This is a genomic window from Xanthomonas sp. WHRI 7064 (genome assembly GCF_040202355.2).
GTDB classification, from domain to species: Bacteria; Pseudomonadota; Gammaproteobacteria; order Xanthomonadales; family Xanthomonadaceae; genus Xanthomonas; species Xanthomonas arboricola.
This window is the reverse complement of sequence record NZ_CP167821.1, coordinates 2072100-2095320: the sequence shown is the minus strand read 5'-3', so window position 1 is coordinate 2095320 and position 23221 is coordinate 2072100. Positions and strand designations below refer to the sequence as shown.

The 23221-nt window shown below is 65.5% G+C and carries 20 protein-coding genes and 3 tRNA genes; 11 read left to right on the top strand and 12 right to left on the bottom strand.

The genetic code is table 11. The features are described from left to right. The gene (dapA, locus tag ABQY74_RS09170) at window positions 1-909 is read right to left on the bottom strand and encodes a 4-hydroxy-tetrahydrodipicolinate synthase (protein ID WP_228600960.1); all 909 of its coding nucleotides are present in this window, start codon (window positions 907-909) and stop codon (window positions 1-3) included. 92 nt (window positions 910-1001) lie between these two features. Here dapA and ABQY74_RS09165 point away from each other — a divergent pair, with 92 nt between their 5' ends. From ABQY74_RS09165 to ABQY74_RS09120, 10 genes are all read left to right on the top strand, one after another. Next, the gene (locus ABQY74_RS09165; protein WP_002813792.1) at window positions 1002-1628 is read left to right on the top strand and encodes a glycine cleavage system protein R; all 627 of its coding nucleotides are present in this window, start codon (window positions 1002-1004) and stop codon (window positions 1626-1628) included. Window positions 1629-1641: 13 nt separating this feature from the next. After that, window positions 1642-1992 carry a ribonuclease E inhibitor RraB gene (locus ABQY74_RS09160; RefSeq protein ID WP_047125509.1) on the top strand — a complete coding sequence of 117 codons (351 nt, stop codon included), beginning with the start codon at window positions 1642-1644 and terminating at the stop codon, window positions 1990-1992. Between the two features lie 37 nt (window positions 1993-2029). Next, on the top strand, window positions 2030-2512 hold the full coding sequence (locus ABQY74_RS09155; RefSeq protein ID WP_047128581.1) for a peroxiredoxin: 483 nt from the start codon (window positions 2030-2032) through the stop codon (window positions 2510-2512). An 82-nt stretch (window positions 2513-2594) separates the two neighbouring features. After that, window positions 2595-3992 (top strand): PhoH family protein, encoded by a 1398-nt coding sequence (locus tag ABQY74_RS09150; protein ID WP_024939790.1) that lies wholly within the window; start codon window positions 2595-2597, stop codon window positions 3990-3992. Further along, a complete protein-coding gene (locus tag ABQY74_RS09145) occupies window positions 3992-4474 on the top strand; it encodes a hypothetical protein (RefSeq protein WP_349794267.1) in 483 nt (160 codons plus the stop codon). Before ABQY74_RS09150 ends, ABQY74_RS09145 begins: the two co-directional genes overlap by 1 nt. A 6-nt stretch (window positions 4475-4480) precedes the next feature. After that, window positions 4481-5152: a YoaK family protein gene (locus ABQY74_RS09140; RefSeq protein WP_104559241.1), complete on the top strand. Its 672-nt coding sequence runs from the start codon at window positions 4481-4483 to the stop codon at window positions 5150-5152. A gap of 37 nt (window positions 5153-5189) precedes the next feature. Then, entirely contained in the window at window positions 5190-5999 is an 810-nt protein-coding gene (thiD, locus tag ABQY74_RS09135; RefSeq protein ID WP_161961428.1) for a bifunctional hydroxymethylpyrimidine kinase/phosphomethylpyrimidine kinase, read from the top strand. Next, entirely contained in the window at window positions 5996-6877 is an 882-nt protein-coding gene (locus tag ABQY74_RS09130) for an alpha/beta fold hydrolase (protein WP_104594687.1), read from the top strand. Before thiD ends, ABQY74_RS09130 begins: the two co-directional genes overlap by 4 nt. Before the next feature lie 40 nt (window positions 6878-6917). Next, window positions 6918-6994 (top strand) — tRNA-Arg (locus tag ABQY74_RS09125). Between the two features lie 109 nt (window positions 6995-7103). Continuing rightward, a tRNA-Arg gene (locus ABQY74_RS09120) sits at window positions 7104-7180 on the top strand. Between the two features lie 146 nt (window positions 7181-7326). Here the strand turns inward: ABQY74_RS09120 and ABQY74_RS09115 are convergent. Further along, on the bottom strand, window positions 7327-8322 hold the full coding sequence (locus tag ABQY74_RS09115) for a DedA family protein/thiosulfate sulfurtransferase GlpE (RefSeq protein ID WP_349794270.1): 996 nt from the start codon (window positions 8320-8322) through the stop codon (window positions 7327-7329). A gap of 44 nt (window positions 8323-8366) precedes the next feature. Continuing rightward, window positions 8367-9311, bottom strand: coding sequence for a LysR family transcriptional regulator (locus tag ABQY74_RS09110; RefSeq protein ID WP_104570444.1), 945 nt, complete (start codon window positions 9309-9311; stop codon window positions 8367-8369). A 134-nt stretch (window positions 9312-9445) separates the two neighbouring features. Between ABQY74_RS09110 and ABQY74_RS09105 the strand changes: the two genes are divergently transcribed. Beyond that, window positions 9446-10147, top strand: coding sequence for a pirin family protein (locus ABQY74_RS09105; protein WP_016905008.1), 702 nt, complete (start codon window positions 9446-9448; stop codon window positions 10145-10147). A gap of 199 nt (window positions 10148-10346) precedes the next feature. Here ABQY74_RS09105 and ABQY74_RS09100 read toward each other — a convergent pair whose 3' ends face one another. From ABQY74_RS09100 to ABQY74_RS09060, 9 genes are all read right to left on the bottom strand, one after another. After that, on the bottom strand, window positions 10347-12341 hold the full coding sequence (locus tag ABQY74_RS09100) for a PAS domain-containing methyl-accepting chemotaxis protein (RefSeq protein WP_349794349.1): 1995 nt from the start codon (window positions 12339-12341) through the stop codon (window positions 10347-10349). Window positions 12342-12577: 236 nt separating this feature from the next. Continuing rightward, window positions 12578-12670, bottom strand: a tRNA-Ser gene (locus ABQY74_RS09095). An 83-nt stretch (window positions 12671-12753) separates the two neighbouring features. Then, window positions 12754-12966: a carbon storage regulator CsrA gene (gene csrA, locus ABQY74_RS09090; RefSeq protein WP_024939585.1), complete on the bottom strand. Its 213-nt coding sequence runs from the start codon at window positions 12964-12966 to the stop codon at window positions 12754-12756. A gap of 138 nt (window positions 12967-13104) precedes the next feature. Further along, complete coding sequence (alaS, locus tag ABQY74_RS09085; protein WP_104570447.1) at window positions 13105-15753, bottom strand: alanine--tRNA ligase; 2649 nt, start codon at window positions 15751-15753, stop codon at window positions 13105-13107. A 101-nt stretch (window positions 15754-15854) separates the two neighbouring features. After that, entirely contained in the window at window positions 15855-16343 is a 489-nt protein-coding gene (recX, locus tag ABQY74_RS09080; RefSeq protein ID WP_016904266.1) for a recombination regulator RecX, read from the bottom strand. A 275-nt stretch (window positions 16344-16618) separates the two neighbouring features. After that, on the bottom strand, window positions 16619-17653 hold the full coding sequence (gene recA / locus ABQY74_RS09075) for a recombinase RecA (protein ID WP_016904265.1): 1035 nt from the start codon (window positions 17651-17653) through the stop codon (window positions 16619-16621). A 172-nt stretch (window positions 17654-17825) separates the two neighbouring features. Then, window positions 17826-18473, bottom strand: coding sequence for a transcriptional repressor LexA (lexA, locus tag ABQY74_RS09070; protein WP_102584463.1), 648 nt, complete (start codon window positions 18471-18473; stop codon window positions 17826-17828). Window positions 18474-18566: 93 nt separating this feature from the next. Further along, the gene (ubiB, locus tag ABQY74_RS09065) at window positions 18567-20243 is read right to left on the bottom strand and encodes a 2-polyprenylphenol 6-hydroxylase (RefSeq protein ID WP_024939581.1); all 1677 of its coding nucleotides are present in this window, start codon (window positions 20241-20243) and stop codon (window positions 18567-18569) included. 421 nt (window positions 20244-20664) lie between these two features. Continuing rightward, a complete protein-coding gene (locus tag ABQY74_RS09060) occupies window positions 20665-23193 on the bottom strand; it encodes a TonB-dependent receptor (protein WP_372470072.1) in 2529 nt (842 codons plus the stop codon). Window positions 23194-23221: the final 28 nt, after the last annotated feature.

Sequence of the window (23221 nt, the reverse complement as noted above, 5' to 3'; positions counted from 1 at the left end):
TCAGGCCGCGAGCATTTCGCGGCTGGAAAGCGCTTCCAACGCAACAGCGTCGGCGGCAAGGCGGTCGGCGGCAGGCTGGTGCGCCGCTGAAAGAGGCAGTAACGGCAAACGCAGGCCGTGCCCGATCCCGGCGCGCTGCAGCAGCGCCTTGACCGGGATGGGATTGGATTCGATCCCGCAGAAACTGTGGTACTCGCTCAGGCGTGCGTCCCACGTGGTGGCCGCCTCGCGCTGGCCATCGCGGGCCAGATCGCACAGCCGCCGGTACGCCGACGGCAACGCGTTGGACGCCACCGAAATCAGCCCGTCGGCACCTGACAGCATCGCCTGCGCGGCGCTGCCATCGTCACCGCTGAGCACCACGAAGGACTCGCTGCGCAGCGCCACCAGCGCGGCGACGCGCTCCGGCTCGCTGCGTGCTTCCTTGATGCCGACGATATTCGGATGGCCGACCAGTGCGGCAACCGTCTCCGGCAACAGATCGCATCCGGTGCGGCCGGGCACGTTGTACAGCACCACCGGCAGCCCGCCGTTGTCGGCAACCGCCTGGAAATGTGCCTGCAGGCCGGCCTGGGGCGGACGCACGTACGGCGGCGTCACGACCAGCGCGTACTGCGCACCCAGCGCCGCAGCGCGGCGCGTCTGCGCGATGGTCTTGGCGGTGCCCGACAGGCCGGTACCGGCCAGCACCGGCACGCGGCCGGCCACCTGCGCAACCGCGGCGCGCAACAAGGTGTCGTACTCCTCGTCGCTCAATGCCGCAGCCTCGCCGGTGGAGCCGGCGACGACGATTCCCTGCACGCCGCCGTGCAGTTGCTGTTCCAGCAACCGCCGCCAGGCATCCAGGTCAAGTGCGCCGTCCGGACCGAAAGGGGTCGCCAGCGCGGTGATGATGCCGGAAAGGGACAAAATTCTGCTGCTCTTACGTGACAGGAAAGGCCCGCGCGCACGCGGGTTGTGGCCGCCTGCATGTTACTTGCGGCGCGAAACCACGGGCAAGTATGCTGGTCACCGCCAGGGCGCCTGCCCGGGCGGCCATTCAGCCTGATGCAATGCCGGAAGCCCCTTTGACCGACTCGACTCCCCGGCCTTCGCCGACCGAAAACCACCTCCTGATCAACGCCTACACGACGCATCCGGAGTCCCCCCTGTTGCCCGTCACCCGCCGCATCGCCGACAGCGGCTGCAATCTCGTGGACGCCCGCCTGGCCACGGTGGGGCGCGATGTCTCGGTCACCGCCCTGGCCACCGGCTCCTGGGATTCGGTCGCCAAGCTCGAAGCGATGCTGACCCGGCTCGAGCGCGAGGAAGGCCTGAAGCTGGTGTGGTACCGCACCGGCCCCAAGCAGACCCAGTCCAACCTGCTGCCCTACATCGTCGAAGTCATCGCTGCCGACAAGCCGGGCATCCTGTTCCAGCTGGCCGATTTCTTCGACCGCCAGGGCATCACCATCGAGAACCTGCAGAGCACGCGCTACCGCGCCATGCAGACCGGCGCGGAGATGTTCTCGGCGCAGGTGACGATCGGCGTGCCGGCCAATATGCACATCGCCGCGTTGCGCGATGATTTCCTGGAATTCTGTGATCACCTCAATCTCGACGCGATCATGGACCCGATGAAGTTCTGAGGCAGACGTTCCGATGGCCATTGCCCTTTCCGCACTGAAACAGATGTTCGAGCACATCCGCTCCGAGACCGACTGGAATCTCGACGGGCCGTTGCGCTGGGAATATTTCTTCGCCGACCCGGCGCAGCAACCGCTGCAACAACTCGCCGAGCAACTGACCCAGGACGGCTATCGGGTCATCGATATCTTCCTGGGCGAACGCGACGAAGACGATGGCGACGACGAAGAGTCCTATTTCCTGCACGTGGACAAGCTGGAACAGCACACCATCGAGTCGCTGAATCAGCGCAATGCGCAGTTCGATGCGCTTGCCAAACGTTTCCACGTGGCTGCTTATGATGGGATGGACGTCGGCCCGGCTTGACCGCGCCGTACGCCCCTCCACTTAGGGCTGAGCAACGATGACCGACGCTGTATTCGAACTACCCGCTGCAAGCTTCGACCTGCCACTGTCGCTGTCCGGCGGCACCAGTACCACGCTGCGCGGCTACGCCGGCAAATGGGTGGTGCTGTACTTCTACCCGAAGGACAGCACGCCCGGCTGCACCACCGAGGGCCTGGATTTCAACGCGCTGCTGCCGCAGTTCACCCAGGCCGGCGCGGTCGTGCTGGGCGTTTCGCGCGACTCGGTGAAGTCGCACGACAATTTCTGCGCCAAGCAGGGATTTACCTTCCCGCTGGTCAGCGATGGCGACGAGGCCCTGTGCCGCGCCTTCGATGTCATCAAGGAAAAGAACATGTACGGCAAGCAGGTGCTCGGCATCGAGCGCAGCACCTTCCTGCTTTCGCCCGAAGGGGTGGTGGTGCAGGCCTGGCGCAAGGTCAAGGTCGCCGGCCACGCCGACGCCGTGCTGGCCGCGTTGAAGGCGCACGCCAGACAGTGACGCCCCCTGGTTTCCCGTGTCCTCCATCACCCTGCCCTGCAGGCGTGATGGCTCGCCCCTGCTCCATCACTTGGAAGACCCAATGACCCGAGGCAAGCGCATCTACGTGCTGGACACCAACGTGCTGATGCACGATCCCACCGCGCTGTTCAAATTCGAGGAACACGATGTGTTCCTGCCGATGCAGGTGATCGAGGAACTCGACAACGCCAAGAAGGGCACGTCCGAAGTCAGCCGCAATGCGCGCCAGGTCAGCCGCTTCCTGGACGAACTGCTGGAAAACACCAACGCCGAGCAGATCCAGGCCGGCATCCTGCTCAGCCATCCGCAGGGTATCCAGCTCAAGGGCCAGGCCGCGATCGGCCGGCTGTATTTCCAGATCCACCCGATCGACCCGGGCCGCACCTTCGGCGCGATGATCCCGGACAACAAGATCCTGGCCTCGGTGCTGGCGCTGTGCGAAGAGCATCCGGATGTGCCGGTCATCCTGGTGTCCAAGGACATCAACCTGCGCATCAAGGCCTACATCAGCGGCCTGAACGCGGAGGACTACCAGAACGATCGCGCGCTGGACGATTTCAGCCTGCTGTTCACCGGCGCCATCGAGCTGCCGGAAAACTTCTGGGAAAAGCACAATCAGGACCTGCGCAGCTGGAACGAGCGTGGCCGCACCCATTACGAGATCGTGCTGGCCGAGGACGAAGACTGGTATCCGAACCAGTACCTGTACCTGCCGGGCGAGGACGAAGTGGAGCTGCGCGTGGCCAAGGTCGGCGGCGGCAAGGCCACGCTGTGCCTGGTCGACGATTTCCGCAGCGGCCAGCACGCGGTCTGGGGCATCGTGGCGCGCAACCGCGAGCAGAACTTCGCGCTCAATGCCTTGATGGACCCGGAAATCGACTTCGTCACCCTGCTCGGCACCGCCGGTACCGGTAAGACCCTGCTCGCCCTGGCCGCCGGCCTGGCGCAGACGATGGATCAGCAGCGTTACCGCGAAATCATCATGACCCGCGCCACCGTCAGCGTCGGCGAAGACATCGGCTTCCTGCCCGGCACCGAGGAAGAAAAGATGACGCCGTGGATGGGCGCACTGACCGACAACCTGGAAGTGCTCACCCACAACCAGGACGGCGGCGCCTGGGGGCGTGCGGCCACCAACGACCTGCTCGCCAGCCGCATCAAGATCCGCTCGATGAACTTCATGCGCGGGCGTACCTTCCTGTCGCGCTACCTGATCCTGGACGAGGCGCAGAACCTCACGCCCAAGCAGATGAAGACGCTGATCACCCGTGCCGGCCCCGGCACCAAGATCGTGTGCCTGGGCAACGTCGAACAGATCGACACGCCCTACCTCACCGAAACCACCTCCGGCCTGACCTATGCGGTGGATCGCTTCAAGGCCTGGCCGCACAGCGCGCATATCACGCTGCGGCGCGGCGAGCGTTCGCGTCTGGCCGACTTCGCCTCGGAGGTACTGTGATGCACGGGCTGCGCGGCGCGGCGGCACTCGCCGTGATGGCACTGGCCGGCTGCGCGACCACACCGCCGCCAGCGAGCGTGCCGACCAACCTCAAGAACGGGCAGTCCTGGGTCATCACCCGCCAGGGCATCGCCGAGCAGGTGCTGGACACCTGCTCGCGCGACAGCCCGGCGCGGCATCCGGGCCAGATCACCGGGTACTGGACACCGAGCCAGCAGCAGATCGAACAGCTCGAATCCAGGCAGGACGCCTTGACGCCGACCATCCCCGAGCCGCGCGATTTCGATCGCCAGTACGTGGGCGTGGTGATCCAGGGCCAGCAGTTGATCTACATCAACGCCTTCAAACTCCCGAACGATCCGCCGGTGAAACCGGCCAAGGAAGCGATCCGGGTGTGCGATGGCGGTAGCGCCTTCTGGGGTGCGCTGTACGACCCGCAAACCGGCGCGTTCTCGCAGATCGCCGTCAACGGCACACCCTGACCGGCGATGGGAATCCTGCTGCCGCGCTGGGTCTGGATCGGCGCGGTGGCGTTGTCGGGCGTGGCCGGCATGGTCAACGTGGTCGGCTACCTGGGTTCCGAGCATCAGGTGGTCAGCCACCTCACCGGCACCACCAGCCTGCTCGGCGTGGCCCTGGTGCAGAACAGCGCACCGGAGATCGGCTTTCTCTGGGGCATCCTGATCGCCTTCTGCGCAGGCGCCATGCTCAGCGGCCTGATCATCCAGGACGATGTCTTGCGGCTGGGACAGCGCTACGGCGCGGCGCTGCTGCTCGAAGCGTTGCTGCTGCTGGCCGCAATCCCGCTGTTCAAGCTGCACCATGTCGGCGGCGCGTTGGTCGCCGCAGGCGCCTGCGGCCTGCAGAACGCCATGGCCACCACCCTCAGCGGCGCAGCGGTTCGCACCACCCATCTGAGCGGCATGTTTACCGACCTGGGCATCGGCCTGGGGCATCTGCTGCGCGGGCGCCCGCTGCAGGTGCGCCGGCTCACGCTGAGCGGACTGATCATCGGCGGCTTTCTCGGCGGCAGCATGCTCGGCGCCTGGCTGTTCCAGCGCTGGCACTACGACGCGCTCTACCTGCCGGCCGGCCTCACCGGAGTGACCGGTGCCGGCTACGTTGCCTATCTGCAATGGCGTCGCTGGCGCACGCGCTGATCCGCACATCCGCCAGGCAGCAGTGCAGAATCCCCCCATGACCACGTCCAGCACGCTGTCCGCCCTGACCATCGCCGGCTCCGATTCCGGCGGTGGTGCCGGCATCCAGGCCGACCTCAAGACCTTCGCCGCGCACCGCGTGCATGGCCTGTCGGCGATCGCCGCATTGACCGCGCAGAACACCCGCGCCGTCACTGCGGTGCATATCCCCCCGGTCGCGTTTCTGCGGGCGCAGATCGATGCCTGCTTTGCGGACTTCGAAATTCAGGCAGTCAAACTCGGCATGCTCGCCAATGCCGAGGTCATCCATTGCGTGGCCGATCTGCTCGAAACCCATCGCCCACCGTTCGTGGTGCTCGACCCGGTGATGGTGTCAACCAGTGGCGCCCGCCTGCTCGAAGACGCCGCGCTGGAGGCCCTGCGCACGCGTCTACTGCCGCTGGCCACGCTGATCACACCCAATACGCCCGAAGCCGAACTGCTGACCGGCCGCCGCATCGACGATGCCGATGCCTCCGAGCACGCCACCGCTGCCCTGCTCGAACTCGGCGCCAATGCGGTGCTGCTCAAGGGCGGTCACCTGCACGAGGGCACGCGGGTGATCGACCGCTTCGATGACGGTGTCACCCAGGACGTGTTCATGCATCCGCGCCTGCAGGTCGATGCGCATGGCACCGGTTGCAGCCTGTCGGCGGCCATTGCCGCGCAGCTGTGCCAGGGCCTGTCCCTGCTCAACGCCTGCGAAGCGGCCATCGACTACGTTGCGCGTGCCATCCGCCTCGGCCACAGCCCAGGGCACGGCGAGGTACTGGTGCTGGACCATTTCGGTGCCGCGCCCAGCCCATGAGCGTGCAGGCCAGCACGATCGCCGTGACCGCTGCGGATGGACATGCCTGGCAGGTGCTGCGTCACGCACCGGCGCGGCCGATCGCCAGCCTGCTGTGGCTGCCGGCACTGGGCGTTGCCGCGCGGCATTACCAGCCGTTCGCGCACGCCCTGGCCGGCGCCGGTATTGCGGTGTATCTACACGAGTGGCGCGGCAACGGCAGCAGCACCCTGCGCCCCTCGCGCGAGCACGACTGGGGCTATCGCACGCTGCTTGCCGACGATATCCCCGCCAGCCGCGCGCTGCTCGACCTGCATGACCCGCAACTGCCGTGCGTGCTGGGCGGTCATAGCCTGGGCGGCCAACTGGCTTGCTGCCATGCCGCGCTGCAGCCGGCACGGATTGCGCAGCTGTGGCTGGTCGCCAGCGGCTCGCCGTACTGGCGCAAGTTTCCGGTGCCGATGCGCTACGGCCTGCCGCTGATCTTCCGGCTGCTGCCATGGCTGGCACGCACGCAAGGCGTGCTGCACGGGCGAACGCTCGGTTTCGGCGGCACCGAGGCGCGCAGCCTGATCGCCGATTGGGCGCAGGTCGGTCGCAGCAATCGCTATCGTGCGGCAGGCACGTCGTGGGATCTCGAGCAGGCACTGGGCCAACTCGATCTGCCGATCAGCGCAGTGACCTTCGCACGCGACCGCTTCGGCCCGCCCGGCGCCTTGCAGGCCTTGCTGCAGAAAATGCCGCAGGCACGTGCCGAACGTGTTGCCTTGGACGATGCGCAACTAGGCGCGCGCAGCGATCACTTCGCATGGATGAAGACGCCCGCCGCCGTGGCCGCCGCGCTGCGCCGGCGTCTTGGCGATGAGGGTAGCGACAATCGAATGTCACAAAGGGATTGACGAGGACTCCGGGCATCCGCATAATTCCGCTCCTGACGACGCGCCCGTAGCTCAGTTGGATAGAGTACCTGGCTACGAACCAGGCGGTCGGGAGTTCGAATCTCTCCGGGCGCACCATCTTCAGAACAACAAGAGACAGCCTTTAACCGCTGTCTTTTTAGTTACAAGGGTTCGATCGCACTGCGACGGATCTGCAAGTTAGAAATGCAAGGCAAAACAAGATAATGCGCCCGTAGCTCAGTTGGATAGAGTACCTGGCTACGAACCAGGCGGTCGGGAGTTCGAATCTCTCCGGGCGCACCAATCTTGAAGAAAACGACCAGCTTGCTGGTCTTTTTTTTGCCTGTCGTTCGAGTGCATGGCGTGGCCGCGCTGTTACCACGCAGCGAACGCGACGCAGCAACTGCCAAAAACCAGCACACCCGCCGCAGGACATCGCGTCACTGCGGTCAGGCCACTGCGCCCAGCACATCATTGGTACGGGCAACCACCGCCACCGGCAGCAGCGAGGTCACCGGATGCCCGGCGTCGCGCCATGCATCCAGCCCACCCAGCAACGGCCGCACGTCGCCATATCCGCGCTCGCGCATCCGACCGGCCAACCACGCCGCCGACACCTCGTCCGGACACGCGCAATAAATCACCACACTGCGATCGCGCGGCACGCTGGCCAGGATCTGCGCAAGCTGCCGCTCGTCGGCAAACACCGCGCCGGGAATCGTGTACGGCTGCAGATCGCGATAGCCCGGCGCACGGATGTCCAGCACCGTCGGCCGTAGCGCCTCGTCGCCATCGAGCAGCGGCACCAGCTCATCCACCGCGATACGCGCGTGCTCCAGCGAGCGCAGCAAGGCATGCCGCCGCCACCAACGCCAGCCGACGTAGCAGGCCAGCAACGCGGCCAGCACGACCACCGCACCGGAGCCCAGATCGGACAGCAACGCGAGCACGTCCTGCACCTGATGCGCGAACAGCGCGCCCAGGCTCAGCCCGACGAACGCCCACAGCGACGCACCCAGGGCGTCGTAGCGCAGGAACGCCGCCGGGCGCACCCGCATCGCACCGGCCATCGGCACCGAGACCATCGACAGACCAGGCACGAACTTGGCCACCGCCAATACCCGCACACCCCAGCGCGAGAAGAACCGCTCGGTCTTCTTCATGCAGGTATCGCGCGACAGCGACAGCCGGCACAGCGACTGCAGGGTGCGATTGCCGAAACGGCGGCCGGCCAGATACCAGGCCAGGTCACCGAGCAGACTTGCCAGCACTGACACAGCCAACGCCAGCAATCCGGCCAGCCAGGCGTCGCTCCCGCCCTGCAGCGCATAGCCGGCACCGACCAGCACCAGGGTCGGCAGCGCCGGCACCGGCAGGCCCAGCGACAACGCCAGCACGTTGGCAAAGACCAGCGCCAATCCGTACTGTTCGATCAAGCCTTGCATGCGGCGACCCTGCGCGACGGCGAGGGCCCATTATCCGCCCTTCCTCACACGCACGGCTGCCCGGCGGCGACGGAACGATACGTTTCGGCAAGCGACTGCAACCAGCCATCGAACAGTCCATCGCGGCGCAGTGCGCGCCGCCACCAACCCAATGCCTCGCCCTCCTCGCCCGGCCGCCACGCCAGGTAGAAGGTTTCATCAGGTTTACGGGTTTCCACCTGCAGCGCGCACAGCCGGCCGTCCTGCAGCGCGCCGCGCGCATACGGCTCGGGCAGAAAACCGTAGCCGGCACCGGCCAGCTGCAGCTGCAGCTTGGCCTGCATGTCCGGCACGGTGAGCACATCGCGCGCGGAGAGCAGGCCGACCGTGCGTGGCAGCAGACGCCGCGCCGAATCCGCCACCGCGATCGCACGGTGCTCGGCCAGCTCGGCCGCGCCCAGCAGGCCGGCGCCCGCCAGCGGATGCGTGGAGGCCACCGCGAACACGAAGCCCAGCGTGCCGATCGCTTCGGCGACATAGCCACCACCGCTCGGCCCCTCGCCCGCCGCCACGATCAGGTCCACGCGCCGATCCAGCAACGCCTCCCAGCTGCCGGACAAGGATTCGCTCACCACGCGCAGGCGGGTGCTGTCGGCCACCGTGTAGAAGTCCAGGATCTGCGCCTGCAGCAAGGCCACAGGCAGGATCGCATCCAGCCCGATCGCAAAGTCCGACTCCCAGCCCGACGCCACCCGCCGGACCCGCACCTCCAACTCCTGCGCGGCCCGCAGCAGCTGCCGCCCTTCGCGCAGCAGTTCGCGCCCGGCCTGGGTCGGTGTCGCCTTGGGGCCGACCCGCTCGAACAGCTGCACGCCCAGATCGTCCTCCAGCTTGGAGACCGTGTAGGAAATCGTCGACGGCACCTTGAACAACACCTTGGACGCGGCCGTGAACGAGCCGCGGCGGTCGATCGCATCCAGGATCTGCAACGCTTCCAGGCTGATTTTCATTGTTCGATTTTTTCGATGATAGCGGCCAAATCTACTCGCTTTTTGGCGCCGGCGCGGAGGTAGAGACTAGCCATCAAGCCGCCGGGACACCGATTCATTCCCTGGCGACACCAACCCTTTCAAGGAGAAGCAGCATGTTGAATGTCCGCAAGAGCGAAACCCGTGGCCGCGCCGAACATGGCTGGCTGTCCTCGCGCCATACCTTCTCCTTCGCCAGTTACCACGACCCGCGCCACATGGGCATCGGCCCGCTGCGGGTGATCAACGAAGACAAGGTGATCCCGGGCGAAGGCTTCGGCACCCACGCCCACCGCGACATGGAGATCATTTCCTACGTGCTGGGCGGCGCGCTGGAGCACAAGGACAGCATGGGCACCGGCTCGGTGCTGCACTACGGCGACGTGCAGCGCATGAGCGCCGGCAGCGGCGTCAGCCACAGCGAGTTCAACCACTCCGCCAGCGAACCGGTGCACTTCCTGCAGATCTGGGTGATGCCCGAGCGCAGCGGCATCGAGCCCAGCTACGAGGAGAAGCATTTCGATGCCGACAGCAAGCGCAACCAGCTGCGTCTGATCGCCTCGCCCGGTGGCGAGCATGGCTCGCTGCGCCTGCATCAGGATGCGCGCCTGTATGCCTCGATCCTCGATGGCGAGGTGCGCCTGCAGCAGCCGCTGGCCGACGGCCGCATCGGCTACGTGCAGGTGGCGCGCGGCAGCCTGAGCGTCAATGGTCAGGCGCTGTCGGCCGGTGATGCGCTGCAGATCACCGACGAGCCGGAAATTGTGCTGGCCGATGCACGCGATGCGGAAGTGCTGGTGTTCGACCTACCAAAGTAAGCGGCACCAGCGCAGCGCGCAGCGTGCCGCCGACACGCCGGCACGCTGCACACTCGAGAGTTGCCGATATCAAAAAGCCCGCTTCCGGCGGGCTTTTTTTGTGCTCAAGTAACGCTGATTGCAGGACGCCTGCGATGACGCTGCAACGCTTGACGCAACGCATTGCCAACGCCGCGCAGTACTGCATCACTGCGCGAGATCAGGCGGCCTGCGGCCTGGCAGGCCTGGCAGGCCTGGCAAGCGGCTTGCTCGGGGTCTCGCTGCGCACGACAGCCGCCGCTGCGGCGCCATCGCTATCACCATCACCATCACCATCACCATTGACCAGAGCAAACAGCGCGTCGGCATCGGCTTCCAGCACACGTGCAGAGCGCGCCAGATCGTCGACCATCTGCGCCTGGTCGCGCGCCTGCACACCGATCGATTGCAGCGCGGTGTTGGCGGTGGAAATATCCCGCGCCTGCTCCTGACTGGCAGCGGCAATCTGCTCCACGGTGGCGGTGACCCGCAGCACCGAACCGACCATGTCCTGCATCACCGCCCCGGCCTGCTCGGCCAGGCGCGAACCGTCGCCCACCTGGTCGGTCGCGTTGTCGATCAAGCCACGAATTTCCTTTGCCGAGACACTGCAGCGCTGCGCCAGGCTACGCACCTCGGTCGCCACCACGGCAAATCCACGCCCCTGCTCGCCAGCGCGTGCCGCTTCCACGGCTGCATTCAAGGCCAGGATATTGGTCTGGAACGCGATGCCGTCGATCACCTCGATGATCTGGCCGATACGGTCGGTGGCCGCGCGAATACCGGCGGTGGTCTTGACCATGTCGGCGATGACGGTGGCGCCGCGTCGCGCCACATCGGCCGATGCCTCGGCCATGCGCTGCGCCGAACCGGCGCTGTCGGAATTGCTGCGCACAGTTTCTGCCAGCTGGTCGATGGTGGTCGAGGTCTGCGCCACGGCCGCCGACTGCGTGGACGAGCGGCTCACCAGTTCCTGGTTGCTGACCGAAATATGGTGCGCTTCGCGCTGCACGTTCTGCGCAATGCTCATGGTCTGCTGCATCAACTGACGCATGCGCTCGGCCGAGCGCACCTGATCGGTGACATCGGTGGCGTACTTGACCACCTTGTACGGGCGCCCGGACACATCCAGGATCGGGTTGTAGGACGCCTGGATCCACACCGGACTGCCGTCCTTGCGCAGCCGACGGTAGCGGCCCGCATCGAACTGCCCACGCGCCAGCTTCGCCCAGAAATGCCGATAGTCCTCGGAGGCGCCGTAGCTTGCGTCCACGAAGATACGGTGATGCTGGCCGATCGCCTCCTCGGCGGAGTACCCCAAAATAGCCAGGAAGTTGTCGTTGGCACTCAGCACGCGCCCTTGCAGATCGAATTCGATCACGCCCATCACCTTGTCGATGGCCTGGATGCGTCCATCGGCGTCGGCCGAATCGATCACCTGGCGGGTCACGTCGGTGGCGTACTTGACCACTTTGTACGGCCGCCCGTGCTCGTCGAGCACCGGGTTGTAGGACGCCTGGATCCACACCTCGCTGCCGTCCTTGTTGAGGCGCTTGTAGCGCCCCGCGTCGAACGCGCCGCGCCCGAGCTTGTCCCAGAACGCGCGATAGGCCGCCGACTGCCGCGTTTGCGCGTCCACGAACATGCCATGGTGCTTGCCGCGGATCTCATCGAGCCGGTAGCCCATCACCGCAAGGAAATTCTCGTTGGCATCGAGCACCGTGCCATCCAGCGAAAACTCGATGACCGCCATGACCTTGTCGATCGCATCGATGCGGCCTTCGAAGTCGGCGGTCTGGCGCACCTGCGCGGTGATGTCGGTGGCGTACTTGATCACCCGGTAGGCCTTGCCCGCGCGATCCAGCAACGGGTTGTAGGAAGCGTTGATCCACACTTCGCGCCCGTTCTTGTCCAACCGGCAGAACCGCCCGGCATTGAAGTCGCCGCGACGCAGCGCCTGCCAGAACTGTCGATAGCTTTCGCTGTCGCGGTCGCTGGGGGTCACGAACATGTGGTGATGCTGACCGACGACTTCGTCCAGCCGGTAGCCCATCAGCGACAGGAAGTTCTGGTTCGCGTGCAGGATGCGGCCATCCAGATCGAACTCGATCACCGCCATCACCCGGTCCACCGCATCGGCCTTGTGCTGCAGCCCACGGCTCAGTGAAGAAAACAAGCGTCCAAGCAGCGGCGGCAGGCGCATCGGGGTGAGATCCGAGAGAGGTGTCACAGCCTTAGCGACCCGTGCCCGGCTTACTTGAATCGCTGCCCGCAGCGCGTTCGTGGCAGTTCAGATGCTGCGGCCGGCACAGCCGCCGGCGTTGCGCCAGCAATGCCAATGCAGACCGTCACTGACCTGCCGGCACAAATGAAAACGCCCGCAAATCAGGGATTTGCGGGCGTCTAGAACACTGGCGGAGCGAGAGGGATTCGAACCCTCGATAGAGCTTTTGACCCTATACTCCCTTAGCAGGGGAGCCCCTTCAGCCGCTCGGGCATCGCTCCAGTTTTTGCGTCCTGCCGCGGTGTCCGTTGCAGGCCGCGAAGAATACCGGGTAAGAGGGGCTAACGTAAACCCTTTATGACGATCAATTCGAAGAATCGTCGCCCTGATGCGCACCGGAAGCGACCGGCTCATCCCCACGCTGGATCCGCTGATAGATTTCTTCGCGGTGTACAGCAACATCTTTCGGTGCGGTGATGCCGATACGCACCTGATTACCCTTGACGCCGAGTACGGTCACAGTGACCGAGTCGCCGATCATCAAGGTTTCGCCTACCCGGCGAGTGAGGATCAACATTTTGCAAATCTCCTGGAACCGGTGGGTTTCCCACCAGCATCGGCGGCCGACTGACGAGGCGCGCCCTAGGTAAAGGGAATAGACCGGAAATGGTAGCGGGACACCCTGCCAACCAGCAAGGCATACCAGGACAAGTGTTCAGCCCAAGTGTTGCTTGACCCAGGAGGGCACGCCTTCCAGCGCGGTCGCAAGGGCGGGACCATCCTCGCCACCACCCTGGGCGAGATCCGGACGACCGCCGCCCTTGCCTCCGATCTGACTGGCGATATGGCCGAGGAGTTCCCCCGCCTTCACCTTGCCAGTTGGGCTGCCGTTCACGCCGGCCACAAGCGCAACCTTGCCGCCAGCAGCGCCTGCCAACACGATGACCGAGTCGCCCAACTGCTGCTTGAGGCGATCCATCGCATCGCGCAGCGCCTTGGCGTCGAAGCCCTCCAGACGCACGGCGACCACCTTGACGCCTGCCACATCGACCGCGCTGGAACCCAGGTCTGCAGTTGCGCCGGAGGCCAGCTTGGCCTTGAGCGACTCCAGTTCACGCTCGAGCCGCTTCTGACGTTCGGTGAGCGCGCGAACCTTGTCGACCACCTCGGTGGCATTGCCGCCGAGCAGGCTGGCTGCCTCGAGCAGACGTCGCTCCTCATCGGCGACATGGTCCAGCGCGCCCTGCCCGGTCACCGCCTCGATACGACGCACGCCCGAGGACACACCGCCTTCGGAGGTGATCTTGAACAAGCCGATGTCGCCGGTGCGGGTGACATGGGTGCCGCCGCAGAGTTCGGTGGAATAGCCGCCCATCTTCAGCACGCGCACGTTCTCGCCGTACTTTTCGCCGAACAGGGCCATTGCGCCGAAATCCAGCGCCTCCTGCATGGCCATGTTGTGCACTTCCACGCTGTGGTTGGTGCGCACTTCGGCGTTGACCTTGCGTTCGATCACGGCGAGCTCTTCGGGCGTGATCGGCTGGAAGTGCGAGAAGTCGAACCGCAAGCGGTCCGGTGCAACCAGCGAGCCCTTCTGCTGCACATGCGTGCCCAGCACCTCGCGCAGGGCCGCATGCAGCAGATGCGTGGCCGAGTGGTTGAGGATGGTCTTGCCGCGACGCTGCACGTCGATGCCGCCTGCCAGCACATCGCCCAATGCCAGCGCACCTTCGGTGATGCGCCCGACATGGCCATGGAACTGGCCGGCAAACTTCTGGGTGTCGGTGATCTCGATGGAGACATCGCTACCGCTCAGCTGGCCGCTATCGCCGACCTGGCCACCGGACTCGGCATAGAACGGCGTACGGTCGGTGAACACGATGACCTCGTCGCCGGCTTCCGCGCGTTCGACCGGGCGGCCCTGCTTGAGCAACGCCACGACCTTGAGCGCATCGGCGTCATAGGCCTCGTAGCCCAGAAATACCGTCGGCGACATGGTGGCGACCAGATCGGCCGGCAATGCGACGCCGCCACCGAACTTGCCGGCGGCACGCGCGGTCTCGCGCTGACGCTCCATGGCGAACTCGAAGCCCTCCATGTCCACGCGCAAGCCACGCTCGCGTGCGATGTCGGAGGTCAGATCTACCGGGAACCCGTAGGTATCGAAAAGGCGGAACGCATCGGCGCCGGGAATCACTTCCTGCGCGCGCGCGGCGACGTCGTCGAAGATCTTCATGCCGGCGTCCAGCGTCTCGGCAAAACGCTCTTCTTCGGCCAGCAATGCGCGCGCGACGGTCTCCCGCGCGACCACCAGTTCGGGATAGGCCTCGCCCATCAGCTCGACCAGGGTCGGCACCATCTTGCTGAAGAACGGCTGGCGTACCCCCAGCATCCAGCCGTGGCGCAGCGCACGCCGGATGATCCGGCGCAGCACATAACCGCGGCCTTCATTGGACGGCAGCACACCGTCGACGATCAGGAACGAACAGGCGCGGATGTGATCGGCGATCACCCGCAGCGACTTGTTCTCCAGATCGGTGACGCCGGTCAGCGCGCTGGCCTTGCCGATCAAGGCCTGGAACAGATCGATCTCGTAGTTGGTATGCACGTGTTGCAGGATCGCAGCCAGGCGCTCCAGGCCCATGCCGGTGTCCACGCACGGGGCCGGCAACGGCACCAGGGTGCCGTCGGGCTGGCGATCGAACTGCATGAACACCAGGTTCCAGATCTCGATGAAGCGGTCGCCATCCTCGTCCGGGGAGCCCGGGGGGCCACCGGCGATATGGTCGCCATGATCAAAGAAGATCTCGGTGCAGGGGCCGCACGGGCCGGTATCGGCCATCTGCCAGAAGTTGTCCGACGCGTACGGCGCACCCTTGTTGTCGCCGATGCGCACGATGCGGCTTTCCGGAATACCGATCATGTCGCGCCACAGCGCGAAGGCTTCTTCGTCGGTGTGGTAGACGGTGACCAGCAGCCGCTCGGCCGGCAGCTTCCAGACCTGGGTCAGCAGCTCCCAGGCCCAGCTGATGGCGTCCTTCTTGAAGTAGTCGCCGAACGACCAGTTGCCCAGCATCTCGAAGAAGGTGTGATGGCGCGCGGTGTAGCCCACCGAATCCAGATCGTTGTGCTTGCCGCCGGCACGCAGGCAGCGCTGTACGTCGGCCGCGCGCACGTAGCTGCGCTTCTCCGCGCCGAGGAAGACGTCCTTGAACTGGACCATGCCGGAGTTGGTGAACAGCAAGGTCGGGTCGTTACCCGGCACCAGCGGCGCGGATGGCACGATGGTGTGGCCCTTCCCCTCGAAGAACGCGAGGAAGTCACTACGAATCTGGGAAGTGCTGAATTTGGCAGGTGCGTTCATGTGCTGGCATTGGGCGGGCGGCAGTCCCGGTCACCCAATGAGATGTGGGCGCAGATGAGCGGAACAACCTGAAACCACGAAGGGTAGCAGGCCTGACGCCCTCAGTCCTCAAGGTCGAAGCGCGTGGCGCTACGAATGCTGTTGCCATCGAAACCACGCCGGGCCAGCAGATCGGCGGCCTTGCGCCGTTGCGGCAGATCGGTGGGGCCCTGGTCGCCAAAGCGACGCCGGATCAGATCGCGCGCGTTTTCGGTCCAGTCGCCCTCAAATGTCGCCATTGCGGCGCTGATGGCATCGCTGTCCAGGCCATGGGTTCCGAGCTCGGCGCGGATATGCAGTGGGCCGTAGCCCGAGCCTGCGCGATTGCGCACGACCGAGGCCGCAAAACGGGTGTCGTCCTGCCACCCCTCGTCAGCCAGGCGCTCCACGGCCGCCTGTGCAGCGTCCGGCTCGATACCGCGGGCCAGCAGCTTGCGGTTCAATTCCTTGCGCGAATGCTCGCGCCGCACCAGCAATCCCAGTGCGCGTTGGACCGGCGTCTGTTCCTTGAACCGGCGTCCCCGCTTTGGCGCGGGCTGTTGCTCGTCCATCGTGGGTGTCCCGAGTACCAAAACCACACAGCATCAATGCGCCGTCCATGGCGCCTGCCCTCCTGGCCTTCAATAGATCTACCGCGGGAAGCGACGGCACTGACTCCGCCGTCCCCGCGATAGAAAACCTGCCACAGCCGTCAGTGCTGCCGTTCTGCCATCAGGCGGACGCGGCCGGCAGGGGGAACCGGGGATGGCCCACGCGGACGTCCCGGTTCGCGCTGCCGCCGAGACACCGGCCTGATGACGGCTGGGCTCGCACTGCCTGGCTGCTGTTATTCCTTCTCGACGTCGTCGCCGGCTTCGCGCGGCGCTTCGGCCGGCTGGAACTTCTCGCGCAGCTCGGCTTCCAGCCGCACCGCAACCTGCGGGTTGTCGCGCAGATAGCCACGCGCGTTGTCCTTGCCCTGTCCGATGCGTTCTTCGCCGTAGCTGTACCAGGCGCCGGCCTTCTCGACCAGCTTGGCTTCCACGCCCATGTCGATCAGCTCACCCTCACGGCTGATGCCTTCGCCGTAGAGGATTTCGGTCACGACCTGCTTGAAAGGAGGCGCCAGCTTGTTCTTGACCACCTTGATCTTGGTCTGGTTGCCGATGATTTCGTCGCCCTTCTTGATCGCGCCGATACGACGGATGTCCAGACGGACCGATGCGTAGAACTTCAGCGCGTTGCCGCCGGTGGTCACTTCCGGGCTCTGGCCTGGCATCATCACGCCGATCTTGTGGCGCAACTGGTTGATGAAGACCACCAGCGTGTTGGAACGCTTGATATTGCCGGTCAGCTTGCGCAGCGCCTGGCTCATCAGGCGAGCCTGCAGACCCGGCAGCTGGTCACCCATTTCGCCTTCGATTTCCGCCTTCGGGGTCAGCGCAGCGACCGAGTCGACCACCACGATGTCCACCGAACCGGAACGCACCAGCATGTCGGCGATTTCCAGCGCCTGTTCGCCGGTATCCGGCTGCGACAGCAGCAGATCGTCGACATTGACGCCCAGCTTGGCGGCGTAGATCGGGTCCAGCGCATGCTCGGCATCGATGAAGGCTGCGGTGCCGCCCTTCTTCTGACACTCGGCAATCGCCTGCAGGGTCAGGGTGGTCTTGCCCGACGATTCCGGACCATAGATCTCCACCACGCGGCCCTTGGGCAGGCCGCCGATGCCCAGTGCGATGTCCAACATCAGCGAGCCGGTCGGAATGACTTCGACGGCCTCGATCACACGGTCGCCCATGCGCATCACCGAGCCCTTGCCGAATTGCTTCTCGATCTGGCTCAGTGCGGCGGAAAGGGCGCGCTTCTTGTTCTCATCCATCTGGGTGATCCTTGTCAGTGATTTCGGTGTAGGGCTAATGTAACGGCGGTGTATCGCACAGGCTGAGACTGGCTGCGACACACTCAGATTAGGGAGGCGGCCATGGCGATGGCAGCGGGAAATCCTGCGGCACCGGCTCGGGATAACACCAGTGGGGCCATCGGCGCAGTACTCAACGATTCGGCCTCAACAGCCCGCAGTACAGGCCCTCGATCGCGAAATCCTGATCCGGCAACACTTCGATCGGCGCGTAGTCCGGGTTGCGCGGCAGCAGGCGGATGCGGTCCTTGCCGATCTTCAACAGCTTGACCGTGATCTCCTCATCGATGCGCGCCACCACGATCTGCCCCGAGCGCGCGTCGCGGGTGCGGTGCACCCCGATCAGGTCGCCGTTGAAAATACCTTCGTCGCGCATCGAGTCGCCCTGCACCTTGAGCAGATAGTCCGGCGACGGCGAGAAGAACACCCGGTCCAGCACCACGAAGTCGTCCGAGCCGATATCCGCGCCGATGGGCAGGCCTGCGGCCACGCGTCCCAGCACCGGCAGACGCAGCACATCGTCGCGCATCGGCTCGTTTGCAGCGGCAGGCGGAGTGCGCGACTGGGCGCACTGCCCGGCCAGACGGATGCCGCGGGCCTGGCCGGGCACGCGACGGATCGCACCGGCCTGCTCCAATGCCTCCAGATGGTATTGCGCGCCGCGCACACCCTTGAAGCCGAAGGCGCGGGCGATCTCGGTCTGCGACGGCGGTACACCGTCGGCATCGATGCGCTCGGCGATCAAGGCCAGGATTGCTTGCTGGGTATCGGTCAGGTCCATGGTTAGTAGTATTACTACTAACTGGCGCCTGCGCAATAGCCGTGTCGTGGGCTACGCACGGGTCAACCATCGGAGTCGGCACACGTGCCGTGTCTAGCGGCGGCTGCGCCAGATGGAGAACAGGATCCAGACGCCGCAGATGGCGGCGCCGATGAAACCGCCGACGCCCAACGCGAGCAGCCAGCGGCTGGCACTGCCGCCGACACTGTTCATGACGATCGACGAGCCGATCACCAGCGCAGCAGTAACGATCCCCATAGTGAGCCGGTTGGCCGCGCGATCGACCTGCTCGCCGAACTCGCGCAATGCACGCGTTTCGATCTGCAGTTGCAGCTTGCCGCGCCGCGCGGCCTGCAGCAGCCGCTTGAGGTCGCGTGGCAGATCGCCGATCAGGTCGATCGCGCCGGTCACGGTGCGACGGCTGCGCCGCAGCATTGCGCTGGGTGCATAACGCTGCAGCACCACGCGTTCGAGATACGGGCGCGCCTCGGTGGCCATGTCGAAATCCGGATCGAGCTGGCGCCCCATGCCTTCGAGCGTCAGAAACGCCTTGATCATCAGCGCCAGATCCGACGGCAGGGTCAGCCCGTGATCGCGCAGGATCGAGGTCACATCGCCCAGCATCGCGCCGATGCGCAGTTCCTTCAGCGGCACGCCGCGGTACTCGTCGACGAAGGCACCGATATCCTGTTGCAGCCGCGACTCATCGATCTCCAGGCTGGTACCGGCCCATTCCAGCAGTACGTCGATGACCGCTTCGGCGTCGTAGCTGACCATGCCATGCAGCAGTTGTGCGACCTGGAAGCGACGCTGCTCGGAAACGCGCCCGACCATGCCGAAATCGATGACGGCGATGCGCCCGTCGCGCAGATAAAAGATATTGCCCGGATGCGGGTCGGCGTGGAAACAGCCATCCTGCAGCACCATCTTCAGCACGATCCCGGCGCCGGTGCGTGCGAGCGCCTTGCGGTCCAGGCCGGCCGCATCCACGGCGACCAGGTCCCGCCCCGGGATGCCGTCGATGAATTCCTGCACGTTGAGCGATTCGCAGGTCCACTGCCAATAGACGGACGGCACCACCACCTGAGGGTCGTTGACGAAATTGGCTGCGATGCGCTCGGCATTGCGGCACTCGGCGGCGAAATCGAGTTCGCGCCGCAAGGAGACGGTGAATTGCTGCACCACTTCGGCGGGGCGATAACGCTTGAGATCGGGCGCACGCGTTTCCACGATTTCCGCCAGGCGCGCCAACAGACGCAGATCCGCATCGATGACATCGCCAATGCCGGGGCGGCGGATCTTCAGCACCACCGGTGTGCCATCGGCCAGCCAGGCGCGATGCGTCTGCGCCAGCGATGCCGCAGCCAGAGGCTGTTCGTCCAGGCGTGCGAACACGCTTTCCGGCTCCGCGCCCAGGGCTGCGACCAGTTGCGGGCGGATCTGTTCGAACGGCAGCGCTGGCACCGCGTTCTGCAGCTCGCTCAGCTCTTCGATCCACTCCGGCGGCAGCAGGTCCACGCGCGTGGCCAGCACCTGCCCCAGCTTGACGAAGGTCGGCCCAAGTTCCTCGAGCGCGCGCCGCACCCGCGTCGCGGCGGACATGCGCAGGCGGCCCTCGGCGTTATGCCAGTGCAGCAGCTTGCCGGCACGTTCGAGCACGTCGGCAAGCCCGATGCGCCGCACCACATCGCCGAATCCGTAACGAATCAGCACCGCGGCGATTTCCTGCAGCCGCCCAAGATCCCGAACGGTGCCGAGCGCTTCCCACATCAGCACACCGCCTGCGATTGCGCTGCGGCAACGGGCCGCATGGCGTTAACGTGCATCACTGCTTGTGTGCGCTCCTTGCAAACGCCTGTTGACCATGCACGACCACGCGCAACGCCTGTGGCTACATGATCGCTCGCGCGCAGGACGGCGCGGTGGCCGGTCGCCGCAGGCATCGGCTGCCGCGCGGCTGCGCGCCGATCATCCAGCAACGCCCGGACAGCGCCAGCAGATCGGCGCAGCAAGGACAACGGCAACGCATGAGCAAAAAACGGAAGCATCGGCACGCAGGTTGGAAACGGGACCTCGTTTGTAGCCGATCTGCACGTGCCTGTCGCGTCATGAATACCTGCGGGCTTAGCCGAGGTTGCGCTTGCGCATGCATCTTGCTGCTTTGGCAATGCGGTGCTTGGGCCTTCGAAACCTAATACCGCAACCGCAAGGTGAGCCCATACGTGCGCGGCGCACCCAGAAATGCATTCCACGAACCCGCCTGTAGCGGCGCATCGATGACGATCTGGCGATAGGTTTCGTTGCCGAGATTTTCTGCCCACGCTTCCAGCATCCAGCGCTTGTCGTCGGCGCCGATGCCCAGCCGTGCGTTGAGCACCGTATAGCCCGGTTGTGCCTTCTGCGGATCCAGATCGGAGCCGGCGTTGTACTCGGAAACATACTTCGCGCCGACATTGAACCGGCCGGTCATGCGATTGCCGAGCGCGTGCTCGTAGCTGACCGAAAGATTGGCCGACCAGCGTGGCGCAAAACTCAAACGACTGCCCGGCAGCAGTGCCAGATCGGCGTCCGGCAGCGGATCGTCGCCATACGCGGTATCCGTGTAGCTGAGCCCGCCCTGCACCATCAGGCCGGGCATGGCGCCCTGCCACAGCAGTTCGGTATCGATGCCGCGCGACACCACGCTGGGAATGGCGCGCACCACGAAGCTGGTCCCGAGGAAATTGTTGAGCTGAAAGTCGCTGAAGTCCTGATAGAACAGCGCGGCATTGAGCAGCAGGTTGCCACCGAGCCAGCTGGTCTTGGCGCCGAGCTCGTAACTGTCGACGAATTCGCCGGGAAACGCGGTGTCGTCCACCGGCAGGATGCCTTGCACGCCGCTGGACAAACCATCGGAGGACTGCACGCGATCCAGGTTGAAACCGCCGGCCTTGTAGCCGCGTGCGGCGGACACATAGGTCATCACCGCATCGCTCCAGCGGTACGCCAGCTTCGCCGTGCCCGACCATCCTCGCTCGGTGCGGCGTTGCTCGGTGCGACGGCCGGCATGGGCGACGTTGGCCCAGGGCAGACAGGTGAAACCGACCACTTGTGGTGCGATTGTCGGCACCGCCGACGCAGGCACGCCGCGCGCGACCAGCGCGGCCCCGATACGCCGCAATGCGGCCGGATCGAGCTGACCGTTGGCCGCGAAGTAACTGGCGCACGCCGAGCTTCCATCGGGATTTTCAAACCTCGACTGCAATGCCTTGTGCTCGTAGGTGTAGCGCAGCCCAACCACCACATCCAATGCATCGGTGGCATGCCAGGTGTTATTGGTGAACAGCGCGGCACTGGTGCCATCCTGCCGAAAGCGATCCCAGCTACCCTGGCCGCGAAACAGCGTGCCGGCCGGCAAGCCGGTGGCATCCGCGAGAAAGCGCGTTGCATCCGCACGGGTGGCCAGCGCCGGATTGACCCGTGCAAGCAACACGCTGGACAGATACGGCTCGTAGGCACTGCCGAAGCGATAGGACTCGTTGCGATGCAGGGTTTCGTCGGCGTAGAACGCACCGACCATCCAGTCCAGGTGCTCGCCCGATCCGGCCAGGCGCAGTTCCTGGCTGAAGGTCTTGAACCGGGTCAGCATCTCGTCCTCGCGCGGCGCGCGGTAGAGGATGTCGGCCGCACTGTAGTCGAAGTCCAGGCCGTTGATGGATGTCCAGTCGCGCAACGCGGTGATCGAGGTCAGCACCGCCTCGCCCAGCCACGGCGTGATCCAATCCAGCTGCGCCGATACGCCCTTGTCCTGGATATCCTGCGCGGTGCTGCGATTGCTGTAGGCACGCCTGCCTTGCGGATCGGCACGCGCAATCGCGCCCTGCCCGCCTGGTGCCAGCGCATCGATCAGGGCTGCGGTCGGCCCACGTTCGGTGGTGACGGTGACGCAGCAGTTTTCCTGGCGGCGGGTGTAGTCGGCAGCCAGATTGATGTCCAGGTCGGCGCCGGGTTCCCATAACCATTGCACGCGCGCAGTGCGCAGGTTCTGGTCGCCATCGTCGCTGGCGGTGCGTGGGCCGGCCCCGGTGACCACCTGTTCGAAGCCGTCGCGACGCCGCCTGGCCGCATAGACGCGCAAGGCACTGGTGTCGCCCAGCGCATCGTTGAAGGCGCCGGCAATCCCGAGCGCACCATAGTTGCCCACGGTGATCTCGGCATCGGCACTGCGGGTAAAACTGGGCCGACGCGTCACCACGTTGATGACGCCGGCCGAGGTGTTCTTGCCGAACACGGTGCCTTGCGGCCCCTTCAACACCTCGATGCGCTCAAGCTCGCCGAGGTCGACAAAGCCCACGCCGTTGCGTGCGCGCGCCACCCCATCGATGACCACACCGACCGAGGATTCGAGACCGGCGTTGTCGCCCACGGTGCCAATGCCGCGGATGCGCGCGGTGGTCTGCGCAGCGCTCTGACTGCTGGTCACGATCAAGCCGGGCACCAGCACCTGCAGTTCCTTGATGTCATGCACGCCGCTGTCCTGCAGCAGTTGCTCGGGCAATACCGAGACCACCACCGGTACGTTCTGCAGCGATTCCTCGCGCTTTTGCGCAGTCACCTTCAGGGCCGCCAGTGTTGCCGGCTCGTTGCGCGGTTGCTGCGTGGCCGTTTGCGCATGCAGCGGCGATGCCTGTGCGGCCGCGAAGAGCGCCAGCGCAAGCCCGGTGCGGCGTTGCTGTTGCATGCGCATGCCTGTCCCCCGACCAAGAGCC

Bases quoted from the DNA above. Each gene is read 5' to 3' on its own strand.
- recA (WP_016904265.1), bottom strand. From the start codon at position 17,653: ATGGATGAGAACAAGAAGCGCGCCCTTTCCGCCGCACTGAGCCAGATC.
- ABQY74_RS09110 (WP_104570444.1), bottom strand. From the start codon at position 9,311: ATGAAAATCAGCCTGGAAGCGTTGCAGATCCTGGATGCGATCGACCGC.
- ABQY74_RS09105 (WP_016905008.1), top strand. From the start codon at position 9,446: ATGTTGAATGTCCGCAAGAGCGAAACCCGTGGCCGCGCCGAACATGGC.
- ABQY74_RS09165 (WP_002813792.1), top strand. From the start codon at position 1,002: ATGCTGGTCACCGCCAGGGCGCCTGCCCGGGCGGCCATTCAGCCTGAT.
- ABQY74_RS09150 (WP_024939790.1), top strand. From the start codon at position 2,595: ATGACCCGAGGCAAGCGCATCTACGTGCTGGACACCAACGTGCTGATG.
- ABQY74_RS09155 (WP_047128581.1), top strand. From the start codon at position 2,030: ATGACCGACGCTGTATTCGAACTACCCGCTGCAAGCTTCGACCTGCCA.
- ABQY74_RS09145 (WP_349794267.1), top strand. From the start codon at position 3,992: ATGCACGGGCTGCGCGGCGCGGCGGCACTCGCCGTGATGGCACTGGCC.
- ABQY74_RS09160 (WP_047125509.1), top strand. From the start codon at position 1,642: ATGGCCATTGCCCTTTCCGCACTGAAACAGATGTTCGAGCACATCCGC.
- csrA (WP_024939585.1), bottom strand. From the start codon at position 12,966: ATGTTGATCCTCACTCGCCGGGTAGGCGAAACCTTGATGATCGGCGAC.
- ABQY74_RS09060 (WP_372470072.1), bottom strand. From the start codon at position 23,193: ATGCAACAGCAACGCCGCACCGGGCTTGCGCTGGCGCTCTTCGCGGCC.
- alaS (WP_104570447.1), bottom strand. From the start codon at position 15,753: ATGAACGCACCTGCCAAATTCAGCACTTCCCAGATTCGTAGTGACTTC.
- ABQY74_RS09115 (WP_349794270.1), bottom strand. From the start codon at position 8,322: ATGCAAGGCTTGATCGAACAGTACGGATTGGCGCTGGTCTTTGCCAAC.
- ABQY74_RS09140 (WP_104559241.1), top strand. From the start codon at position 4,481: ATGGGAATCCTGCTGCCGCGCTGGGTCTGGATCGGCGCGGTGGCGTTG.
- recX (WP_016904266.1), bottom strand. From the start codon at position 16,343: ATGGACGAGCAACAGCCCGCGCCAAAGCGGGGACGCCGGTTCAAGGAA.
- thiD (WP_161961428.1), top strand. From the start codon at position 5,190: ATGACCACGTCCAGCACGCTGTCCGCCCTGACCATCGCCGGCTCCGAT.
- ubiB (WP_024939581.1), bottom strand. From the start codon at position 20,243: ATGTGGGAAGCGCTCGGCACCGTTCGGGATCTTGGGCGGCTGCAGGAA.
- lexA (WP_102584463.1), bottom strand. From the start codon at position 18,473: ATGGACCTGACCGATACCCAGCAAGCAATCCTGGCCTTGATCGCCGAG.
- ABQY74_RS09130 (WP_104594687.1), top strand. From the start codon at position 5,996: ATGAGCGTGCAGGCCAGCACGATCGCCGTGACCGCTGCGGATGGACAT.